This window comes from Aquaspirillum soli (assembly GCF_054781915.1).
Window position 1 is genome coordinate 55,055 of sequence record NZ_BAAGTM010000001.1, and the last position, 15,946, is coordinate 71,000.

Genomic DNA, 15,946 nt, shown 5'->3' on the forward strand with positions numbered 1-15,946 from the left:
CCACCCCGCGCCTCACGCCTCGCTCCTCACCGGAGATGACATGAAAGCTTTGCTCGATCTATTCAAGCAGGTGTCTCAAGAAGAGGAATTCGACGCCATTAAAATCGGCGTTGCCTCGCCCGAGAAAATTCGTTCTTGGTCTTATGGTGAAGTTAAAAAGCCAGAGACCATCAACTACCGTACATTCAAGCCCGAACGCGATGGCTTGTTTTGCGCACGTATTTTTGGTCCAACAAAAGACTACGAATGTTTATGCGGTAAATACAAACGCCTGAAACACCGTGGTGTGATTTGTGAAAAATGTGGTGTTGAAGTCACCTTGTCTAAAGTGCGCCGCGAGCGCATGGGGCACATTGAACTGGCTTCTCCTGTTGCACATATCTGGTTCTTAAAATCCTTGCCTTCTCGCTTAGGCATGGTGCTGGATATGACTTTGCGCGACATTGAACGGGTGTTGTACTTCGAAGGTTATGTCGTGGTTGAACCCGGCTTAACTTCTTTGAGCCGCAAACAACTGTTGTCTGAAGAAGATTACTTCGACAAGTACGAAGAACACGGTGATGAATTCGTGGCTCTGATGGGCGCCGAAGGGATTCGCGAATTGCTGCGCAATATGGATTTAGCCAGCGAAATCGAAACCCTGCGCGCAGAATTGCAAGCCACCGGTTCTGAGACCAAAATCAAGAAAATCGCCAAGCGCTTAAAAGTGCTCGAGGCCTTCCAACGTTCTGGCATCAAACCAGAATGGATGGTGATGGAAGTCTTGCCAGTCCTACCACCCGAACTGCGCCCATTGGTGCCGTTGGATGGTGGCCGCTTTGCAACTTCCGATTTGAACGACTTGTATCGCCGCGTTATCAACCGTAACAACCGTCTGAAGCGTTTGCTGGAGCTGAAAGCGCCAGAAATCATCGTGCGTAACGAAAAACGCATGTTGCAAGAATCGGTGGATTCGTTGCTCGATAACGGCCGTCGCGGTAAAGCGATGACTGGTGCTAACAAGCGTCCGCTGAAGTCGTTGGCAGACATGATTAAAGGTAAAGGCGGTCGTTTCCGTCAAAACCTGTTGGGTAAACGCGTTGACTACTCCGGTCGTTCCGTGATTACCGTTGGCCCAACCCTGCGTCTGCATCAGTGCGGTTTGCCGAAGAAAATGGCCTTGGAACTGTTCAAGCCCTTTATCTTCCACAAGTTGGAAGTATTGGGAATGGCTTCTACCATCAAAGCGGCCAAGAAACTGGTTGAACAGGAAGTGCCAGAGGTTTGGGATATTCTCGAGGAAGTCATTCGTGAGCATCCGGTGTTGCTGAACCGTGCACCAACCTTGCACCGCTTGGGTATTCAAGCTTTTGAACCGACCCTGATTGAAGGTAAGGCGATTCAGTTGCATCCATTGGTGTGTACTGCCTTTAACGCCGACTTTGACGGTGACCAAATGGCTGTCCACGTGCCGCTCTCGTTAGAGGCACAAATGGAAGCCCGCACCCTGATGCTGTCGTCGAACAACGTATTGTCGCCAGCTAACGGCGAACCAATCATTGTACCGTCGCAGGATATTGTGTTGGGTCTGTACTATCTGACCCGTGACAAAATCAATGGTAACGGCGAAGGCATGTTGTTCTCTGATGTGGCCGAGGTGCATCGTGCCTACGAAACCCGTCAAGTCGAACTCGGTACCCGTATCACCGTTCGTTTGCGTGAATGGGAAAAAGATGAGCATGGTGACTTCCAACCGGTGATGAAGCGTCATGAAACCACCGTTGGTCGTGCTTTGCTGTCGGATATTCTGCCAAAGGGCTTGGGCTTCGAATACATCAATAAGGCGTTGAAAAAGAAAGAAATTTCTAAACTCATCAACGCTTCGTTCCGCCGTTGCGGTTTGCGCGATACGGTGATTTTTGCCGATCAGCTGATGTACACCGGTTTTGCTTATTCGACTCGTGGTGGTTTGTCGATTTGTGTGGATGATATGTTGGTGCCAAGCAAGAAACAAACCTTGCTGCATTCTGCACAAATGGAAGTGAAAGAAATTGAAGAGCAATATCGCCAAGGTTTGGTGACGCAAGGCGAACGCTATAACAAAGTGGTGGATATTTGGGGTCGTTGTGGTGACCAAGTTGCCAAAGCGATGATGGAAGAGCTGTCGAAACAGAAAACCATCGACCGCCAAGGCCAAGAAGTCGATCAAGAATCGTTTAACTCGATTTATATGATGGCCGACTCGGGGGCGCGGGGTTCGGTGGCGCAGATTCGTCAGTTGGCGGGTATGCGGGGCCTGATGGCGAAGCCAGATGGCTCAATTATCGAAACGCCAATTACGTCTAACTTCCGCGAAGGTTTGACCGTTCTCCAATACTTTATCTCCACTCACGGTGCGCGTAAGGGTCTGGCTGATACTGCGTTGAAAACAGCAAACTCGGGTTATCTGACCCGTCGTTTGGTGGATGTGACACAAGATCTGGTGGTGATTGAAGAAAACTGCGGTACCAACAACGGCTTTGTCATGAAGGCGGTGTTGCAAGGTGGTGATGTGATCGAAGCCTTGCGTGATCGTATCTTAGGCCGTGTGACTGCGACTGAAGTGATCGATCCTGCTACCGGTGAAACCGTCTTCGAAGCGGGGTCATTGTTAGATGAAGCCGCTGTTGATCGTATCGATGAGTTGGGTATCGATGAAGTGAAAGTGCGTAGCCCGATCACGTGCGGCACGCGCTATGGTTTGTGTGCGAAATGCTATGGCCGTGATTTAGGTCGTGGTCAGCGTGTTAACGTTGGCGAAGCAGTGGGTGTGATTGCTGCACAGTCAATTGGTGAACCAGGTACTCAGTTGACCATGCGTACCTTCCACATCGGTGGTGCGGCCTCGCGTGCGGCTTCGGCAAGCCAAGTGGAATGTAAGTCCAGCGGTGTGGTACGTTTCTCGTCTGCCATGCGTTATGTGACCACTGCCAAAGATGAATGTGTAGTGATTGCACGTTCGGGTGAAGTGGTGATTCATGATGAAATGGGTCGTGAACGCGAACGCCATAAAGTGCCATACGGCGCGACACTGATGGTGAAAGATGGCGAAGCCATCAAAGCCGGTGTGGTGTTGGCAACATGGGATCCTCATACCCGCCCAATTATCACCGAATATGCTGGTCGCGTGAAATTCGAAAATATCGAAGAAGGCGTGACCGTTGCTAAACAGATCGATGATGTGACGGGTCTATCCACATTGGTGGTGATCGATCCGAAACGCCGTGCGACAGCAGCTAACAAGGTCTTGCGTCCACAGGTGAAACTGATCGACGAATTTGGTAATGAAGTGAAATTGGCTGGCAGCGAAGCGCCAGTGAATATCACCTTCCAAGTTGGCGCGATTATCACCGTTCGTGATGGACAAGATGTAGGTAAAGGTGATGTGTTGGCGCGTATTCCACAAGAATCGTCCAAAACACGTGACATTACCGGTGGTCTGCCACGGGTGGCCGAATTGTTTGAAGCACGTTCGCCAAAAGATGCTGGTATGTTAGCCGAGGTGACCGGTACGGTTTCGTTTGGTAAAGACACCAAAGGCAAACAACGTCTGATTATTACCGATCTGGATAGCAATACGGTTGAGACCCTGATTCCAAAAGAAAAACATGTCCTAGTACATGATGGTCAGGTGGTGAACCGTGGTGAACTGATCGTTGACGGTCCAGTCGATCCGCATGACATTTTGCGTCTGCAAGGTATCGAAGCCTTGGCACGTTACATTGTGCAAGAAGTGCAAGAAGTGTATCGCTTACAAGGCGTGAAAATTAACGACAAGCACATCGAAGTGATTATTCGCCAGATGTTGCGTCGTGTGGTGATCACCGACTCCGGTAATACGCACTTCATCCAAGGCGAACAAGTTGAACGCGCCGAAGTGTTGATTGCCAATGATGAAATGGATAAACAAGGCCTGTTGCCTGCACAATATGAAAACGTATTGTTAGGGATTACTAAAGCCTCCTTGTCCACCGATTCGTTTATCTCGGCGGCTTCGTTCCAAGAAACCACACGGGTCTTGACCGAAGCAGCTATCATGGGCAAACGTGATGAGTTGCGTGGTTTGAAAGAAAACGTGATTGTCGGTCGCTTGATTCCTGCCGGAACAGGCTTGGCATATCACAATAACCGCCGTCGCAATAGTGCGGCAGCGGCGCTCGGAAAGCAGGCAAACCCTGCTGATTTAGCCGAAGCAGGGGGCATAAACCCTTAATCCAAACGCATGGCACGAGCTGAAACAAGATTAATGCTTGAATCAGCTCGTGTTTTTGCGTTGACGGTGTTCGGGGGCTTCCCCTATAATCCGGCGTCTTTTTACCGTGACTTTTTTGGTCACGAATTGATAGTTTAGGAACCTGTAATGCCAACGATTAACCAGCTTGTTCGTAAGCCTCGCACGCCTGTGCGTGAAGCTAGCAAGGTGCCGGCCCTCGAAGCCTGCCCACAAAAACGCGGTGTTTGTACTCGTGTTTACACCACAACCCCGAAAAAACCAAACTCTGCCTTGCGTAAAGTGTGCCGTGTCCGCTTGACCAACGGTTTTGAAGTGACCAGCTACATCGGTGGTGAAGGTCACAACCTGCAAGAGCACAGTGTGGTGCTGATTCGCGGTGGTCGTGTGAAAGACTTACCAGGTGTGCGTTACCACACCGTTCGTGGTTCCTTGGATACCGCTGGCGTGAAAGACCGTAAACAGTCTCGCTCCAAATACGGTGCTAAGCGTCCTAAGAAGTAAGATTGAATTATCGCGGCGGTCGTTACACCGTCGAGTAAGTGGCCACTCCCATTTAGGTTGAGGGTCGCGAGCGAATTTTTCGCTCAACTGAACTGTTTTTTAGAGGTTAATATGCCAAGACGTAGAGAAGTGCCTAAGCGCGAAGTGTTGCCGGATCCAAAATTCGGTAGCCAAGAACTGACCAAGTTCATGAACGTGGTGATGATGGACGGTAAAAAATCCGTTGCAGAACGCATCGTTTATGGCGCTTTGGAACAAGTCGAGAAAAAATCCGGTAAAAACCCAATCGAAGTGTTCAGCACTGCGATCGGTAACGTCAAACCGGTAGTTGAAGTGAAAAGCCGTCGTGTCGGTGGTGCCAACTATCAGGTTCCAGTTGAAGTCCGTCCGTCCCGTCGTCTCGCTTTAGCTATGCGCTGGTTGCGTGAGTCTGCCCGCAAGCGCGGTGAAAAATCGATGGCTTTACGTCTGGCTGGTGAGCTGTTGGATGCGGCAGAAGGTCGTGGCGGCGCAATGAAAAAGCGTGAAGAAGTCCACCGTATGGCTGAAGCGAACAAAGCCTTCTCGCACTATCGCTTCTAATCTTCTTTATTTGCTGAAAAGGTTTTGGCTGTGGCTAGAAAAACCCCTATCGAGCGTTACCGCAACATCGGTATCTCCGCTCACATTGATGCCGGTAAGACCACCACTACCGAGCGTATCCTGTTCTATACCGGTGTGAACCACAAATTAGGTGAAGTTCACGACGGTGCTGCAACGACCGACTGGATGGAACAAGAGCAGGAGCGTGGTATTACCATTACCTCTGCTGCTGTGACCACCTTCTGGAAAGGGATGGGGCTGCAGTACCCCGAGCATCGCTTTAACATCATTGACACCCCCGGACACGTTGACTTCACCGTTGAGGTGGAGCGTTCTATGCGCGTGTTGGACGGTGCTGTGATGGTGTATTGTGCGGTGGGCGGTGTTCAGCCACAGTCCGAAACCGTATGGCGTCAGGCAACCAAATACAAAGTGCCTCGTTTAGCTTTCGTGAACAAGATGGACCGTCAAGGTGCCAACTTCTTCCGCGTGGTTGAACAAATGCGTGCTCGTTTGCGTGCCAACCCTGTGCCTGTTGTTGTGCCTATCGGTGCAGAAGAGCACTTCCAAGGCGTGGTTGACCTGCTGAAAATGAAAGCGATTATTTGGGACGAAGCCTCTCAAGGCATGAAGTTCGAATACGCTGACATCCCTGCAGATCTGGTTGAAACTGCACAAAAATGGCGCGAAAACATGATCGAAGCGGCTGCTGAAGCCAGCGAAGACATGATGAACAAGTACTTGGAAGGTGGTGAACTGTCCGAACAGGAAATCATCCAAGGCTTGCGCACTCGTACCATCAACTGCGAAATCCAGCCTATGCTGTGTGGTACTGCCTTTAAGAACAAAGGCGTACAACGTATGTTGGATGCCGTGATCGAATTGCTGCCATCCCCAGTTGACATTCCACCTGTTGCTGGTGAAGTCGATGGTCAAGCTGCGACTCGCGAAGCAAGTGATGAAGAGAAATTCTCTTCCTTGGCTTTCAAACTGATGAATGACCCGTATGTTGGTCAGCTCACCTTCTTCCGTGTTTACTCCGGTATGGTGAAATCTGGCGACACCGTGTTGAACTCGGTGAAAAACAAGAAAGAACGTATCGGTCGTATCGTGCAAATGCATGCTAACGATCGTATCGAACTGGACGAAGTTCGTGCCGGTGATATCGCTGCTGCGATTGGTTTGAAAGATGTGACCACAGGTGAAACCCTGTGTGACATCGATTCCCCAATCGTGTTAGAGCGCATGGAATTCCCAGAGCCAGTGATTCACGTTGCTGTTGAGCCAAAAACAAAAGCCGACCAAGAAAAAATGGGTGTGGCGCTCAACCGTCTGGCAAAAGAAGATCCTTCCTTCCGCGTTCGTACCGACGAAGAATCAGGTCAAACTATTATCTCGGGTATGGGTGAATTGCACCTCGAGATTATTGTTGACCGGATGAAGCGTGAGTTTGGTGTAGAGGCCAACGTGGGTGCACCACAAGTGGCATACCGCGAAACCATCCGCAACTCGGTGGAGCAAGAAGGTAAACACGTTAAACAGTCTGGTGGTAAGGGTCAGTATGGTCACGTTGTGATCAAACTGGAGCCAACCGGCGAAGGTGGTGGTTACGAGTTTGTTGACGAAATCAAGGGTGGTGTGATTCCTCGCGAATTCATTCCTTCTGTCGACAAAGGTATCCAGAACACACTGAGCAACGGTATTTTGGCCGGCTTCCCTGTGGTGGACGTTCGCGTTCGCCTGATCTTCGGTTCGTACCACGATGTTGACTCTTCGCAAATTGCGTTTGAATTGGCCGGTTCGATGGCCTTCAAAGACGCGATGCGTAAAGCCAGCCCTGTGTTGCTCGAGCCAATGATGGCTGTGGAAGTTGAAACCCCAGAAGAATACATGGGTGATGTGATGGGTGACTTGAACCGTCGCCGTGGTATCGTCCAAGGTATGGACGACGACGGCTTGGGTATCAAGAAAATCCGCGCTGAAGTCCCGCTGGCTGAAATGTTCGGTTACTCCACCGACTTGCGTTCTGCGACCCAAGGTCGTGCAACCTACTCGATGGAATTCAAACACTACGCAGAAGCACCGCGTAATGTTGCTGAAGCCGTGATCAACAGCAAAAAATAAGTCGCACTTTACGGGCCAGCATCAGGCTGGCCCATTTCTAATATCGCTCTTTTGAAGGATTTTGCGAAATGGCAAAAGAAAAGTTTGAACGTACCAAGCCCCACGTTAACGTAGGTACCATTGGCCACGTTGACCACGGTAAAACCACGCTGACCGCTGCAATCACCACTATCTTGTCGAAAAAATTCGGCGGTGAAGCCAAAGGCTACGACCAGATCGACAGCGCTCCCGAAGAAAAAGCACGCGGCATTACCATCAACACCGCTCACGTCGAATACGAAACCGAGACCCGTCACTACGCTCACGTTGACTGCCCAGGTCACGCTGACTATGTGAAGAACATGATTACCGGTGCAGCGCAGATGGACGGCGCGATCTTGGTGTGTTCCGCTGCTGACGGTCCTATGCCACAAACTCGCGAACACATCCTGTTAGCTCGCCAAGTGGGCGTGCCTTACGTGATCGTGTTCCTGAACAAGTGCGACATGGTTGACGATGAAGAGCTGTTGGAACTGGTGGAAATGGAAGTGCGCGATCTGCTGTCTTCCTACGATTTCCCAGGTGATGACACTCCAATCGTGAAAGGTTCGGCACTGAAAGCCCTCGAAGGCGACCAGTCCGACATCGGCGAACCTGCTATTTTCCGTCTGGCTGACGCATTAGACAGCTACATCCCAACACCAGAGCGCGCAATCGACAAGCCATTCTTGTTGCCAATCGAAGACGTGTTCTCCATCTCCGGTCGTGGTACCGTGGTGACTGGCCGTGTTGAGCGTGGCGTGGTGAAAGTCGGCGAAGAAATCGAAATCGTGGGTCTGAAAGCCACCACCAAAACCACTTGTACCGGCGTGGAAATGTTCCGCAAATTGCTGGATCAAGGTCAAGCGGGTGACAACGTGGGCGTGCTGTTGCGTGGTACCAAGCGTGAAGACGTTGAGCGTGGCCAAGTGTTGGCTAAGCCAGGTTCTATCACCCCACACACCAAGTTCACCGCTGAAGTGTACGTGTTGTCCAAAGAAGAAGGTGGTCGTCACACCCCATTCTTTGCTAACTACCGCCCACAGTTCTATTTCCGTACCACCGACGTGACTGGCGCTGTTAGCTTGTCCGAAGGCGTGGAAATGGTGATGCCTGGTGATAACGTGTCTATCACTGTTGAATTGATCGCCCCTATCGCTATGGAAGAGGGTCTGCGTTTCGCTATCCGTGAAGGCGGTCGTACCGTCGGCGCCGGTGTCGTTGCCAAGATCATTCAATAAGGGACGCGACTATCATGCAAAACCAAAAGATCCGCATCCGCCTCAAGGCTTTTGATTACCAATTGATCGATCGCTCGGCTCAGGAAATCGTTGATACGGCTAAGCGTACGGGTGCTGTGGTCAAGGGTCCCGTTCCTCTGCCAACAAAAATCGAGCGTTTCGATGTGCTGCGTTCCCCTCACGTGAACAAAACTTCTCGTGACCAATTGGAAATCCGCACTCACCTGCGCTTGATGGACATCATCGATCCAACTGACAAAACAGTTGATGCTTTGATGAAACTGGATCTTCCCGCCGGTGTGGATGTGGAAATCAAACTGCAGTAATCCAACATAAATTTGCGTGATATCTTAAGTTTTTCTTGCGGTATCACGTGCTTATATGTTAGATTCGCGGGCTCTCTTGAACAGAGAGTCCGCTTTTGTTTTGCCGGTCAATCGCAACCGGCACCTCTTGAAGGAAATAACTATGCGTAGTTTAGGTCTTGTCGGTCGCAAGGTCGGCATGACACGCATTTTTGCTGATGACGGTGCATCCGTTCCAGTAACAGTGCTTGACATGTCTGCCAACCGCGTCACGCAAATCAAAACGCCAGAAACCGATGGCTACAGCGCAGTGCAAGTGACCTACGGCAGCAAAAAAGCCAGCCGTGTCTCTAAGCCTGAAGCTGGTCATTTTGCCAAAGCAGGCGTAGAAGCTGGCCGTGGTTTGACCGAGTTTGCTGTTGAAGCAGCAAAATTGGCTGAGCTCAAAGTTGGTGACTCCCTGACTGTCGAATTGTTCGAAGTTGGCCAAAAAGTTGACGTGACCGGTACCAGCCAAGGTAAAGGTTTCTCTGGCGCGATCAAACGCCACAACTTCTCTTCCAACCGCGCTTCTCACGGTAACTCCGTGACCACCCGTGCTCCTGGTTCTATCGGTCAAGCTCAAGACCCAGGCCGTGTGTTCCCCGGTAAGCGCATGGCAGGTCAGTACGGTAACGTGAAGCGTACCGTGCAAAATCTGGAAATCGTGCGTATCGATGTAGAACGTCAGCTGATTTTGGTTAAAGGCGCTGTGCCTGGCTCCAAACAAAGCGATGTGGTGGTACGTCCGGCAGTGAAGGCAGGTGCGTGATGGAACTGAAAGTTATCAATCAGCAAGGTCAGGCAGTTGAAAGCCTGCAAGCGTCCGACGCCCTGTTCGGTCGTGAATATAACGAAGCGTTGGTTCATCAGCTCGTTACTGCTTACTTGGCAAATGCCCGTAGCGGTAACCGTGCTCAAAAAGGCCGCAGCGAAGTTGCAAAATCCACCCGCAAACCATGGCGCCAAAAAGGCACCGGCCGTGCGCGTGCTGGTATGGCTTCCAGCCCTCTGTGGCGTGGTGGTGGTAAAGTTTTCCCATCTAGCCCAGATGAAAACTTTGCACAAAAAATCAACCGTAAAATGTTCCGCGCTGGTATGGCGACTATTTTGTCGCAATTGGTGCGTGATGAGCGTTTGGTGATCATTGACGATTTCACTGTTGAAACGCCAAAAACCAAAGAGTTCGCAGCCAAAGTGAAATCCCTTGGTCTGGAACAAGTTTTGGTGATTACTAAAGAGCTGGACGAGAATCTGTATCTGGCATCGCGTAACTTGGTCAATGTGCTGGTTATCGAAGCTCAACAAACCGATCCATACAGCTTAGTCCGCTTCAATAAGATCGTGATGACCCGTGATGCGGTGAAGCAGCTCGAGGAGCAGTGGGCATGAATCAAGAACGTCTGATGCAAGTGATCCTTGCCCCAGTGATTTCCGAGAAAAGCACTCGCGTGGCAGATCAGGATCAGCAAGTTGTATTCAAAGTGGTGAAAGACGCCACTAAACCTGAAATCAAAGCTGCGGTTGAACTGTTGTTCAAGGTAGAAGTTGAAGGTGTTCAGGTCTTGAATGTCAAAGGCAAGGTAAAACGCTTTGGTCGTTTTACTGGTCGTCGTAGTGACTGGAAAAAGGCGTATGTTAGCCTGAAGCCGGGTCAAGAAATCGACTTTACTGCCGCAGAGTGAGGAGATAGACCATGGCTTTAGTGAAAGTTAAACCAACATCGCCTGGGCGTCGTGCCGTTGTTAAAGTGGTCAATCCTGACCTCTACAAAGGCCGTCCCTATGCTCCGTTGCTGGAAAAACAAATCCAGAATGCTGGCCGTAACAACAACGGTCACATCACTACCCGTCATAAGGGTGGTGGCCACAAGCATCACTACCGCGTTGTTGACTTCCGTCGCAACAAGGATGGTATCGCTGCTAAAGTTGAGCGTATTGAATACGATCCAAACCGTACCGCGCATATCGCATTATTGTGCTATGCCGACGGCGAGCGTCGCTACATCATTGCCCCTAAAGGCGTGAAAGTTGGTGCTGAGCTGTTCAACGGTTCTGAAGCACCGATCAAAGCAGGTAACTGCTTGCCTATCCGCAACATTCCAGTCGGTTCTACCATTCACTGCATCGAAATGCAGCCTGGTAAAGGTGCCCAATTGGCCCGTTCCGCTGGTGCTGCTGTTCAGTTGTTGGCTCGCGAAGGCTCTTACGCTCAGTTGCGTTTACGCTCTGGCGAGATTCGTAAAGTTCACGTTGATTGCCGTGCAACCATCGGTGAAGTTGGCAACGAAGAACACAGCCTGCGTAAAATTGGTAAGGCCGGTGCTAACCGTTGGCGCGGTATCCGCCCAACCGTCCGTGGTGTGGTGATGAACCCAATCGATCACCCACATGGTGGTGGTGAGGGTAAAACAGCTGCAGGTCGTGATCCTGTCAGCCCATGGGGTACTCCAACTAAGGGTTACCGTACTCGCCGCAACAAGCGTACGAACAACATGATCGTGCGCCGTCGCTATTCGAATAAAGGGTAATTGAACATGGCACGTTCCCTGAAAAAAGGCCCGTTCGTTGACGCGCATCTGATCAAGAAAGTTGAAGCGGTGCGCCAGACCAATGACAAGCGCCCTGTTAAAACTTGGTCCCGCCGTTCGACCATTCTGCCGGAATTTGTTGGTCTGACTATTGCCGTTCACAACGGTAAGACTCATGTGCCGGTGTATGTGACTGAAAACATGGTTGGTCACAAACTGGGCGAATTTTCGCTGACTCGTACCTTCAAAGGCCACGCGGCCGATAAGAAGGCGAAACGTTAAGGTGTCGCGATGAAAGTTTCCGCTGTTTTGAAAAATGCCCGCGTGTCTGCACAAAAAGCACGCCTTGTGGCCGACCTGATTCGCGGTAAATCCGTTGAACAGGCATTGAACATCCTGACGTTCTCGCCGAAAAAGAGTGCCGAGTTGCTGAAAAAAGTGCTGGAGTCGGCTATTGCCAACGCCGAGCACAATGAAGGCGCAGACATCGATACTCTGAAAGTTGCTACGGTGTATGTGGACAAGGGCCCGAGCTTGAAGCGCTTCTCTGCACGCGCAAAAGGCCGTGGTAACCGCATTGAAAAGCAAACCTGCCACATCACGCTGTTTGTGGGCAACTAAGGGGTAGATCATGGGACAGAAGATTGATCCGCGTGGCTTCCGCCTCGCGCTGAACAAAAACTGGTCTTCCAAGTGGTTTGCGAACAGCCAAAATTTCGCAACCATGCTGAAGGCTGATATTGAAGTACGTGATTTCTTGAAGCAAAAACTCAAACACGCATCGGTAAGCCGCGTCGTGATTGAGCGTCCTGCTAAAAGCGCACGTATCACCATTCACAGTGCCCGTCCTGGTATCGTGATCGGTAAAAAAGGCGAAGACATCGAATTGTTGCGCAAAGAACTGCAAACCCGTATGGGCGTGCCAGTTCATGTCAACATCGAAGAAATCCGCAAACCTGAGTTAGACGCGCAAATCATTGCTGATGGTATCGCGGCTCAGTTGGAAAAGCGTGTGATGTTCCGCCGTGCCATGAAACGTGCCATGCAAAACGCAATGCGTTTGGGCGCACAAGGCATTAAGATCATGTCTTCCGGTCGTCTGAACGGGATTGAAATTGCCCGTACCGAATGGTACCGCGAAGGCCGTGTGCCTCTGCATACCCTGCGTGCTGATGTGGACTACGCGACAAGCGAAGCTCACACCACCTACGGTGTAATCGGCATCAAAGTGTGGGTGTACAAGGGTGACGTAAAACCAGGTCAAGTCGCCGCCGAGCCGGCTCAGCCTGAGAAGAAAGCACGAAAGGCAGGACGTAATGCTGCAGCCAACTAGACTCAAATACCGTAAGGTCCAAAAGGGCCGCAATACCGGTATCGCAACGCGCGGTAACAAAGTGAGCTTTGGTGAATACGGTCTGAAAGCAATTGGCCGTGGTCGTTTGACAGCTCGCCAAATCGAAGCTGCTCGTCGTGCGATGACTCGTCACATCAAACGGGGTGGTCGTATCTGGATCCGTATTTTCCCAGATAAGCCTATCTCCAGCAAACCAGCTGAAGTCCGTATGGGTAACGGTAAAGGTTCGCCAGAATACTGGGTTGCCGAAATTCAGCCCGGTAAGGTGTTGTACGAAATGGAAGGGGTTGGTGAAGAACTGGCCCGTGAAGCATTCCGTCTTGCTGCTGCCAAGCTGCCGATTCAGACGGTATTTGTCACCAGACAGGTAGGTCAATAATGAAAGCATCCGAACTGCGTGCTAAGTCGGTTGAAGAGCTGCAAGCTGAAATCATCAGCCTGCTCAAAGCTCAGTTCAGCCTTCGTATGCAATTGGCGACTCAGCAGCTGTCCAAAACCAGCGAGCTGAAAAAAGTGCGTCGCGATATCGCCCGCATCCGTACCGTTCTCCACGAAAAGGCAGCCTGATATGAGCGAAAGCAGCAAAGTCGTCCGTTCGCTGACCGGTAAAGTGGTTAGCGACAAAATGGACAAAACCGTGGTTGTCTTGGTTGAGCGTAAGGTAAAACACCCGCTCTACGGCAAGGTGATTCGGAAATCCAAAAAGTTCCACGCTCATGACGAAAACAATGAGTATGGTATCGGTGATGTGGTGGTGATTTCCGAATGCCGCCCATTGTCCCGTACCAAGACGTGGAAAGTCAGCGCGCTAGTAGAAAAAGCTCGTCAGGTATAATTTGTAGCTTGCATAAGGGTTCGCCCTTTTGTATAATGCTGCTTCTTTGTGATTGCCGGCCGATAAAGCCGGCAATTCTTGCCCTGACGGGTTCCAAAACTGGCCGCTCGATGTGCGCCGCACCTAATGTGCGGCGTTTGCTCTATCTGAAGGGTAGAGTTTTGGCGGATTAAGTTGGAAAGGTAAAAATCCATGATTCAAATGCAATCCATGTTGGAGGTTGCTGACAACACGGGTGCGCGTCACGTGATGTGCATCAAAGTGCTCGGTGGCTCCAAACGTCGCTACGCTCAAGTAGGCGACATTATCAAGGTGACGATTAAAGACGCCGCCCCCCGTGGTCGTGTGAAAAAAGGCGACGTGTATAACGCGGTTGTCGTTCGCACTGCTAAAGGTGTTCGTCGTCCTGATGGTTCACTGATTAAGTTTGATGGCAATGCTGCAGTGCTGTTGAACAACAAGCTTGAGCCAATCGGTACTCGTATCTTCGGCCCAGTGACTCGTGAGCTGCGTTCTGAGCGCTTCATGAAGATCGTGTCGCTCGCGCCCGAAGTTCTGTAAGGAGAAGGCTCAATGCGTAAGATTCGCAAAGGTGATGAAGTCGTTGTCATCACTGGCAAAGACAAGGGCAAGCGCGGTACCGTGCTGAAAGTGTTAGCCGACACCAACCAAGTTGTGGTCGAAGGCGTTCACATTGCCAAGAAACACGTTAAGCCAAACCCAGTACGTGGTGTGGCCGGCGGCATCGTTGAAAAAACCATGCCAGTTGACGTTTCTAATGTGGCTATTTTCAACCCAGCAACTCAAAAAGCCGACCGCGTTGGTTTCAAGGTGCTGGAAGACGGCCGTAAAGTTCGCGTGTTCAAATCGAACGGCGAAGTTGTCGGCGCGTAAGGAGTAACCATGGCAGCCCGTTTGCAAGAGTTTTATAAAAACACGGTTGTTCCTGAACTGATCAAAAAGTTCGGTTACAAATCTGTGATGGAAGTGCCGCGCATCGAAAAAATCACCCTGAACATGGGTGTTGGTGAAGCGGTTGCTGATAAGAAAGTCATGGAACACGCCGTTGGCGACCTGCAAAAAATCGCTGGTCAAAAACCGGTCGTGACTGTTGCCCGCAAATCCATTGCTGGCTTCAAGATTCGTGAAGGTTATCCTGTCGGTTGCAAAGTCACCCTGCGCCGCGAACGTATGTTCGAATTTTTGGATCGTCTGGTAACCGTGGCTCTGCCTCGCGTTCGTGACTTCCGCGGTGTGAGCGGTAAATCGTTTGATGGCCGTGGTAACTACAACATGGGTGTGCGTGAGCAGATCATTTTCCCAGAGATCGAATACGACAAAATCGATGCGCTGCGTGGGATGAACATCACCATCACAACGACCGCCAAAACCGATGAAGAAGCCCGCGCTCTGCTGGCTGCATTCAAATTCCCGTTCAAGGGCTAAGACATGGCAAAACTTGCACTGATTAACCGTGAAGAAAAGCGTGCCAAGCTCGTGGCTAAATTTGCCAAGAAGCGTGCTGCACTGCTTGAGGTCATCAACAACGCCAATCTGTCCGACGAAGAACGCTTTGCCGCGCGTCTGGCTCTCCAGCAACTCCCGCGTAATGCAAGCCCAGTGCGTCAACGTAATCGTTGTGCTATCACTGGTCGCCCACGCGGTGTTTTCCGCAAGTTCGGCCTTGGTCGTAGCAAACTGCGTGAAATTGCGATGCGTGGAGAAATCCCTGGCATCGTGAAGGCCAGCTGGTAATAGGAGAACACCAATGAGTATGCAAGATCCTATTTCCGATATGCTGACTCGTATCCGTAACGCTCAGCGTGCGGACAAAGTGTCGGTATCGATGCCGTCTTCCAAGTTGAAGACCGCCATTGCTAACGTCTTAAAAGACGAAGGCTACATTGAAGATTTCAAAGTAGAAGCCAACGATGGCAAGCCTACTTTAGAAATCCAGCTCAAGTACTATGCAGGCCGTCCAGTGATCGAGCGCCTCGATCGCGTGTCGCGTCCTGGTCTGCGTATCTACAAAGGCTCCAATGACATTCCTAAAGTCATGAACGGTTTGGGCGTCGCGATTGTGTCGACCTCCAAAGGCGTGATGACTGATCGCAAAGCACGTGCTGCTGGTATCGGTGGCGAAGTGCTGTGCATCGTGGCGTAAG

The 15,946-nt window shown here is 50.9% G+C and carries 21 protein-coding genes; all 21 read left to right on the forward strand.

Features of this window, described 5'->3' with window-relative positions; translation table 11 throughout:
• Window positions 1-40 precede the first annotated feature (40 nt).
• The 21 genes from rpoC to rpsH all read left to right on the forward strand — a co-directional run bounded on the left by rpoC (window position 41) and on the right by rpsH (window position 15,945).
• Entirely contained in the window at window positions 41-4,231 is a 4,191-nt protein-coding gene (rpoC, locus tag ACYVJG_RS00300) for a DNA-directed RNA polymerase subunit beta' (protein ID WP_460429281.1), read from the forward strand.
• A gap of 147 nt (window positions 4,232-4,378) precedes the next feature.
• Window positions 4,379-4,753 carry a 30S ribosomal protein S12 gene (rpsL, locus tag ACYVJG_RS00305; RefSeq protein WP_022654463.1) on the forward strand — a complete coding sequence of 125 codons (375 nt, stop codon included), beginning with the start codon at window positions 4,379-4,381 and terminating at the stop codon, window positions 4,751-4,753.
• Between the two features lie 111 nt (window positions 4,754-4,864).
• Window positions 4,865-5,335, forward strand: coding sequence for a 30S ribosomal protein S7 (gene rpsG / locus ACYVJG_RS00310; RefSeq protein ID WP_022654462.1), 471 nt, complete (start codon window positions 4,865-4,867; stop codon window positions 5,333-5,335).
• Between the two features lie 30 nt (window positions 5,336-5,365).
• Window positions 5,366-7,459 (forward strand): elongation factor G, encoded by a 2,094-nt coding sequence (gene fusA / locus ACYVJG_RS00315; protein ID WP_460429282.1) that lies wholly within the window; start codon window positions 5,366-5,368, stop codon window positions 7,457-7,459.
• A gap of 68 nt (window positions 7,460-7,527) precedes the next feature.
• The gene (gene tuf, locus ACYVJG_RS00320; RefSeq protein WP_460429277.1) at window positions 7,528-8,718 is read left to right on the forward strand and encodes an elongation factor Tu; all 1,191 of its coding nucleotides are present in this window, start codon (window positions 7,528-7,530) and stop codon (window positions 8,716-8,718) included.
• Between the two features lie 14 nt (window positions 8,719-8,732).
• Window positions 8,733-9,044 (forward strand): 30S ribosomal protein S10, encoded by a 312-nt coding sequence (gene rpsJ, locus ACYVJG_RS00325; RefSeq protein WP_022652697.1) that lies wholly within the window; start codon window positions 8,733-8,735, stop codon window positions 9,042-9,044.
• A 142-nt stretch (window positions 9,045-9,186) separates the two neighbouring features.
• Window positions 9,187-9,834 (forward strand): 50S ribosomal protein L3, encoded by a 648-nt coding sequence (gene rplC / locus ACYVJG_RS00330; RefSeq protein WP_022652696.1) that lies wholly within the window; start codon window positions 9,187-9,189, stop codon window positions 9,832-9,834.
• Window positions 9,834-10,454 (forward strand): 50S ribosomal protein L4, encoded by a 621-nt coding sequence (rplD, locus tag ACYVJG_RS00335; protein ID WP_022652695.1) that lies wholly within the window; start codon window positions 9,834-9,836, stop codon window positions 10,452-10,454. The genes rplC and rplD overlap by 1 nt, the downstream gene beginning before the upstream one ends.
• Window positions 10,451-10,747, forward strand: a complete 297-nt coding sequence (gene rplW, locus ACYVJG_RS00340) for a 50S ribosomal protein L23 (protein WP_460429283.1) — start codon at window positions 10,451-10,453, stop codon at window positions 10,745-10,747. Before rplD ends, rplW begins: the two co-directional genes overlap by 4 nt.
• Window positions 10,748-10,758: 11 nt before the next feature.
• Entirely contained in the window at window positions 10,759-11,592 is an 834-nt protein-coding gene (gene rplB / locus ACYVJG_RS00345; protein ID WP_022652693.1) for a 50S ribosomal protein L2, read from the forward strand.
• A gap of 6 nt (window positions 11,593-11,598) precedes the next feature.
• Window positions 11,599-11,874 (forward strand): 30S ribosomal protein S19, encoded by a 276-nt coding sequence (gene rpsS, locus ACYVJG_RS00350; RefSeq protein ID WP_022652692.1) that lies wholly within the window; start codon window positions 11,599-11,601, stop codon window positions 11,872-11,874.
• Between the two features lie 9 nt (window positions 11,875-11,883).
• A complete protein-coding gene (rplV, locus tag ACYVJG_RS00355) occupies window positions 11,884-12,213 on the forward strand; it encodes a 50S ribosomal protein L22 (RefSeq protein ID WP_460429284.1) in 330 nt (109 codons plus the stop codon).
• 10 nt (window positions 12,214-12,223) lie between these two features.
• Window positions 12,224-12,925 (forward strand): 30S ribosomal protein S3, encoded by a 702-nt coding sequence (rpsC, locus tag ACYVJG_RS00360; RefSeq protein WP_022652690.1) that lies wholly within the window; start codon window positions 12,224-12,226, stop codon window positions 12,923-12,925.
• Entirely contained in the window at window positions 12,909-13,325 is a 417-nt protein-coding gene (gene rplP / locus ACYVJG_RS00365) for a 50S ribosomal protein L16 (protein WP_460429285.1), read from the forward strand. The genes rpsC and rplP overlap by 17 nt, the downstream gene beginning before the upstream one ends.
• The gene (rpmC, locus tag ACYVJG_RS00370) at window positions 13,325-13,513 is read left to right on the forward strand and encodes a 50S ribosomal protein L29 (protein WP_022652688.1); all 189 of its coding nucleotides are present in this window, start codon (window positions 13,325-13,327) and stop codon (window positions 13,511-13,513) included. The genes rplP and rpmC overlap by 1 nt, the downstream gene beginning before the upstream one ends.
• A gap of 1 nt (window position 13,514) precedes the next feature.
• Window positions 13,515-13,781 carry a 30S ribosomal protein S17 gene (rpsQ, locus tag ACYVJG_RS00375; RefSeq protein WP_022652687.1) on the forward strand — a complete coding sequence of 89 codons (267 nt, stop codon included), beginning with the start codon at window positions 13,515-13,517 and terminating at the stop codon, window positions 13,779-13,781.
• A 192-nt stretch (window positions 13,782-13,973) separates the two neighbouring features.
• On the forward strand, window positions 13,974-14,342 hold the full coding sequence (gene rplN / locus ACYVJG_RS00380; RefSeq protein ID WP_022652686.1) for a 50S ribosomal protein L14: 369 nt from the start codon (window positions 13,974-13,976) through the stop codon (window positions 14,340-14,342).
• A 12-nt stretch (window positions 14,343-14,354) separates the two neighbouring features.
• On the forward strand, window positions 14,355-14,675 hold the full coding sequence (rplX, locus tag ACYVJG_RS00385) for a 50S ribosomal protein L24 (protein WP_460429286.1): 321 nt from the start codon (window positions 14,355-14,357) through the stop codon (window positions 14,673-14,675).
• 9 nt (window positions 14,676-14,684) lie between these two features.
• Complete coding sequence (gene rplE, locus ACYVJG_RS00390) at window positions 14,685-15,227, forward strand: 50S ribosomal protein L5 (RefSeq protein WP_460429287.1); 543 nt, start codon at window positions 14,685-14,687, stop codon at window positions 15,225-15,227.
• A 3-nt stretch (window positions 15,228-15,230) separates the two neighbouring features.
• Complete coding sequence (gene rpsN / locus ACYVJG_RS00395; protein WP_022652683.1) at window positions 15,231-15,536, forward strand: 30S ribosomal protein S14; 306 nt, start codon at window positions 15,231-15,233, stop codon at window positions 15,534-15,536.
• Between the two features lie 13 nt (window positions 15,537-15,549).
• Window positions 15,550-15,945, forward strand: coding sequence for a 30S ribosomal protein S8 (gene rpsH, locus ACYVJG_RS00400; protein WP_022652681.1), 396 nt, complete (start codon window positions 15,550-15,552; stop codon window positions 15,943-15,945).
• Window position 15,946 lies beyond the last annotated feature (1 nt).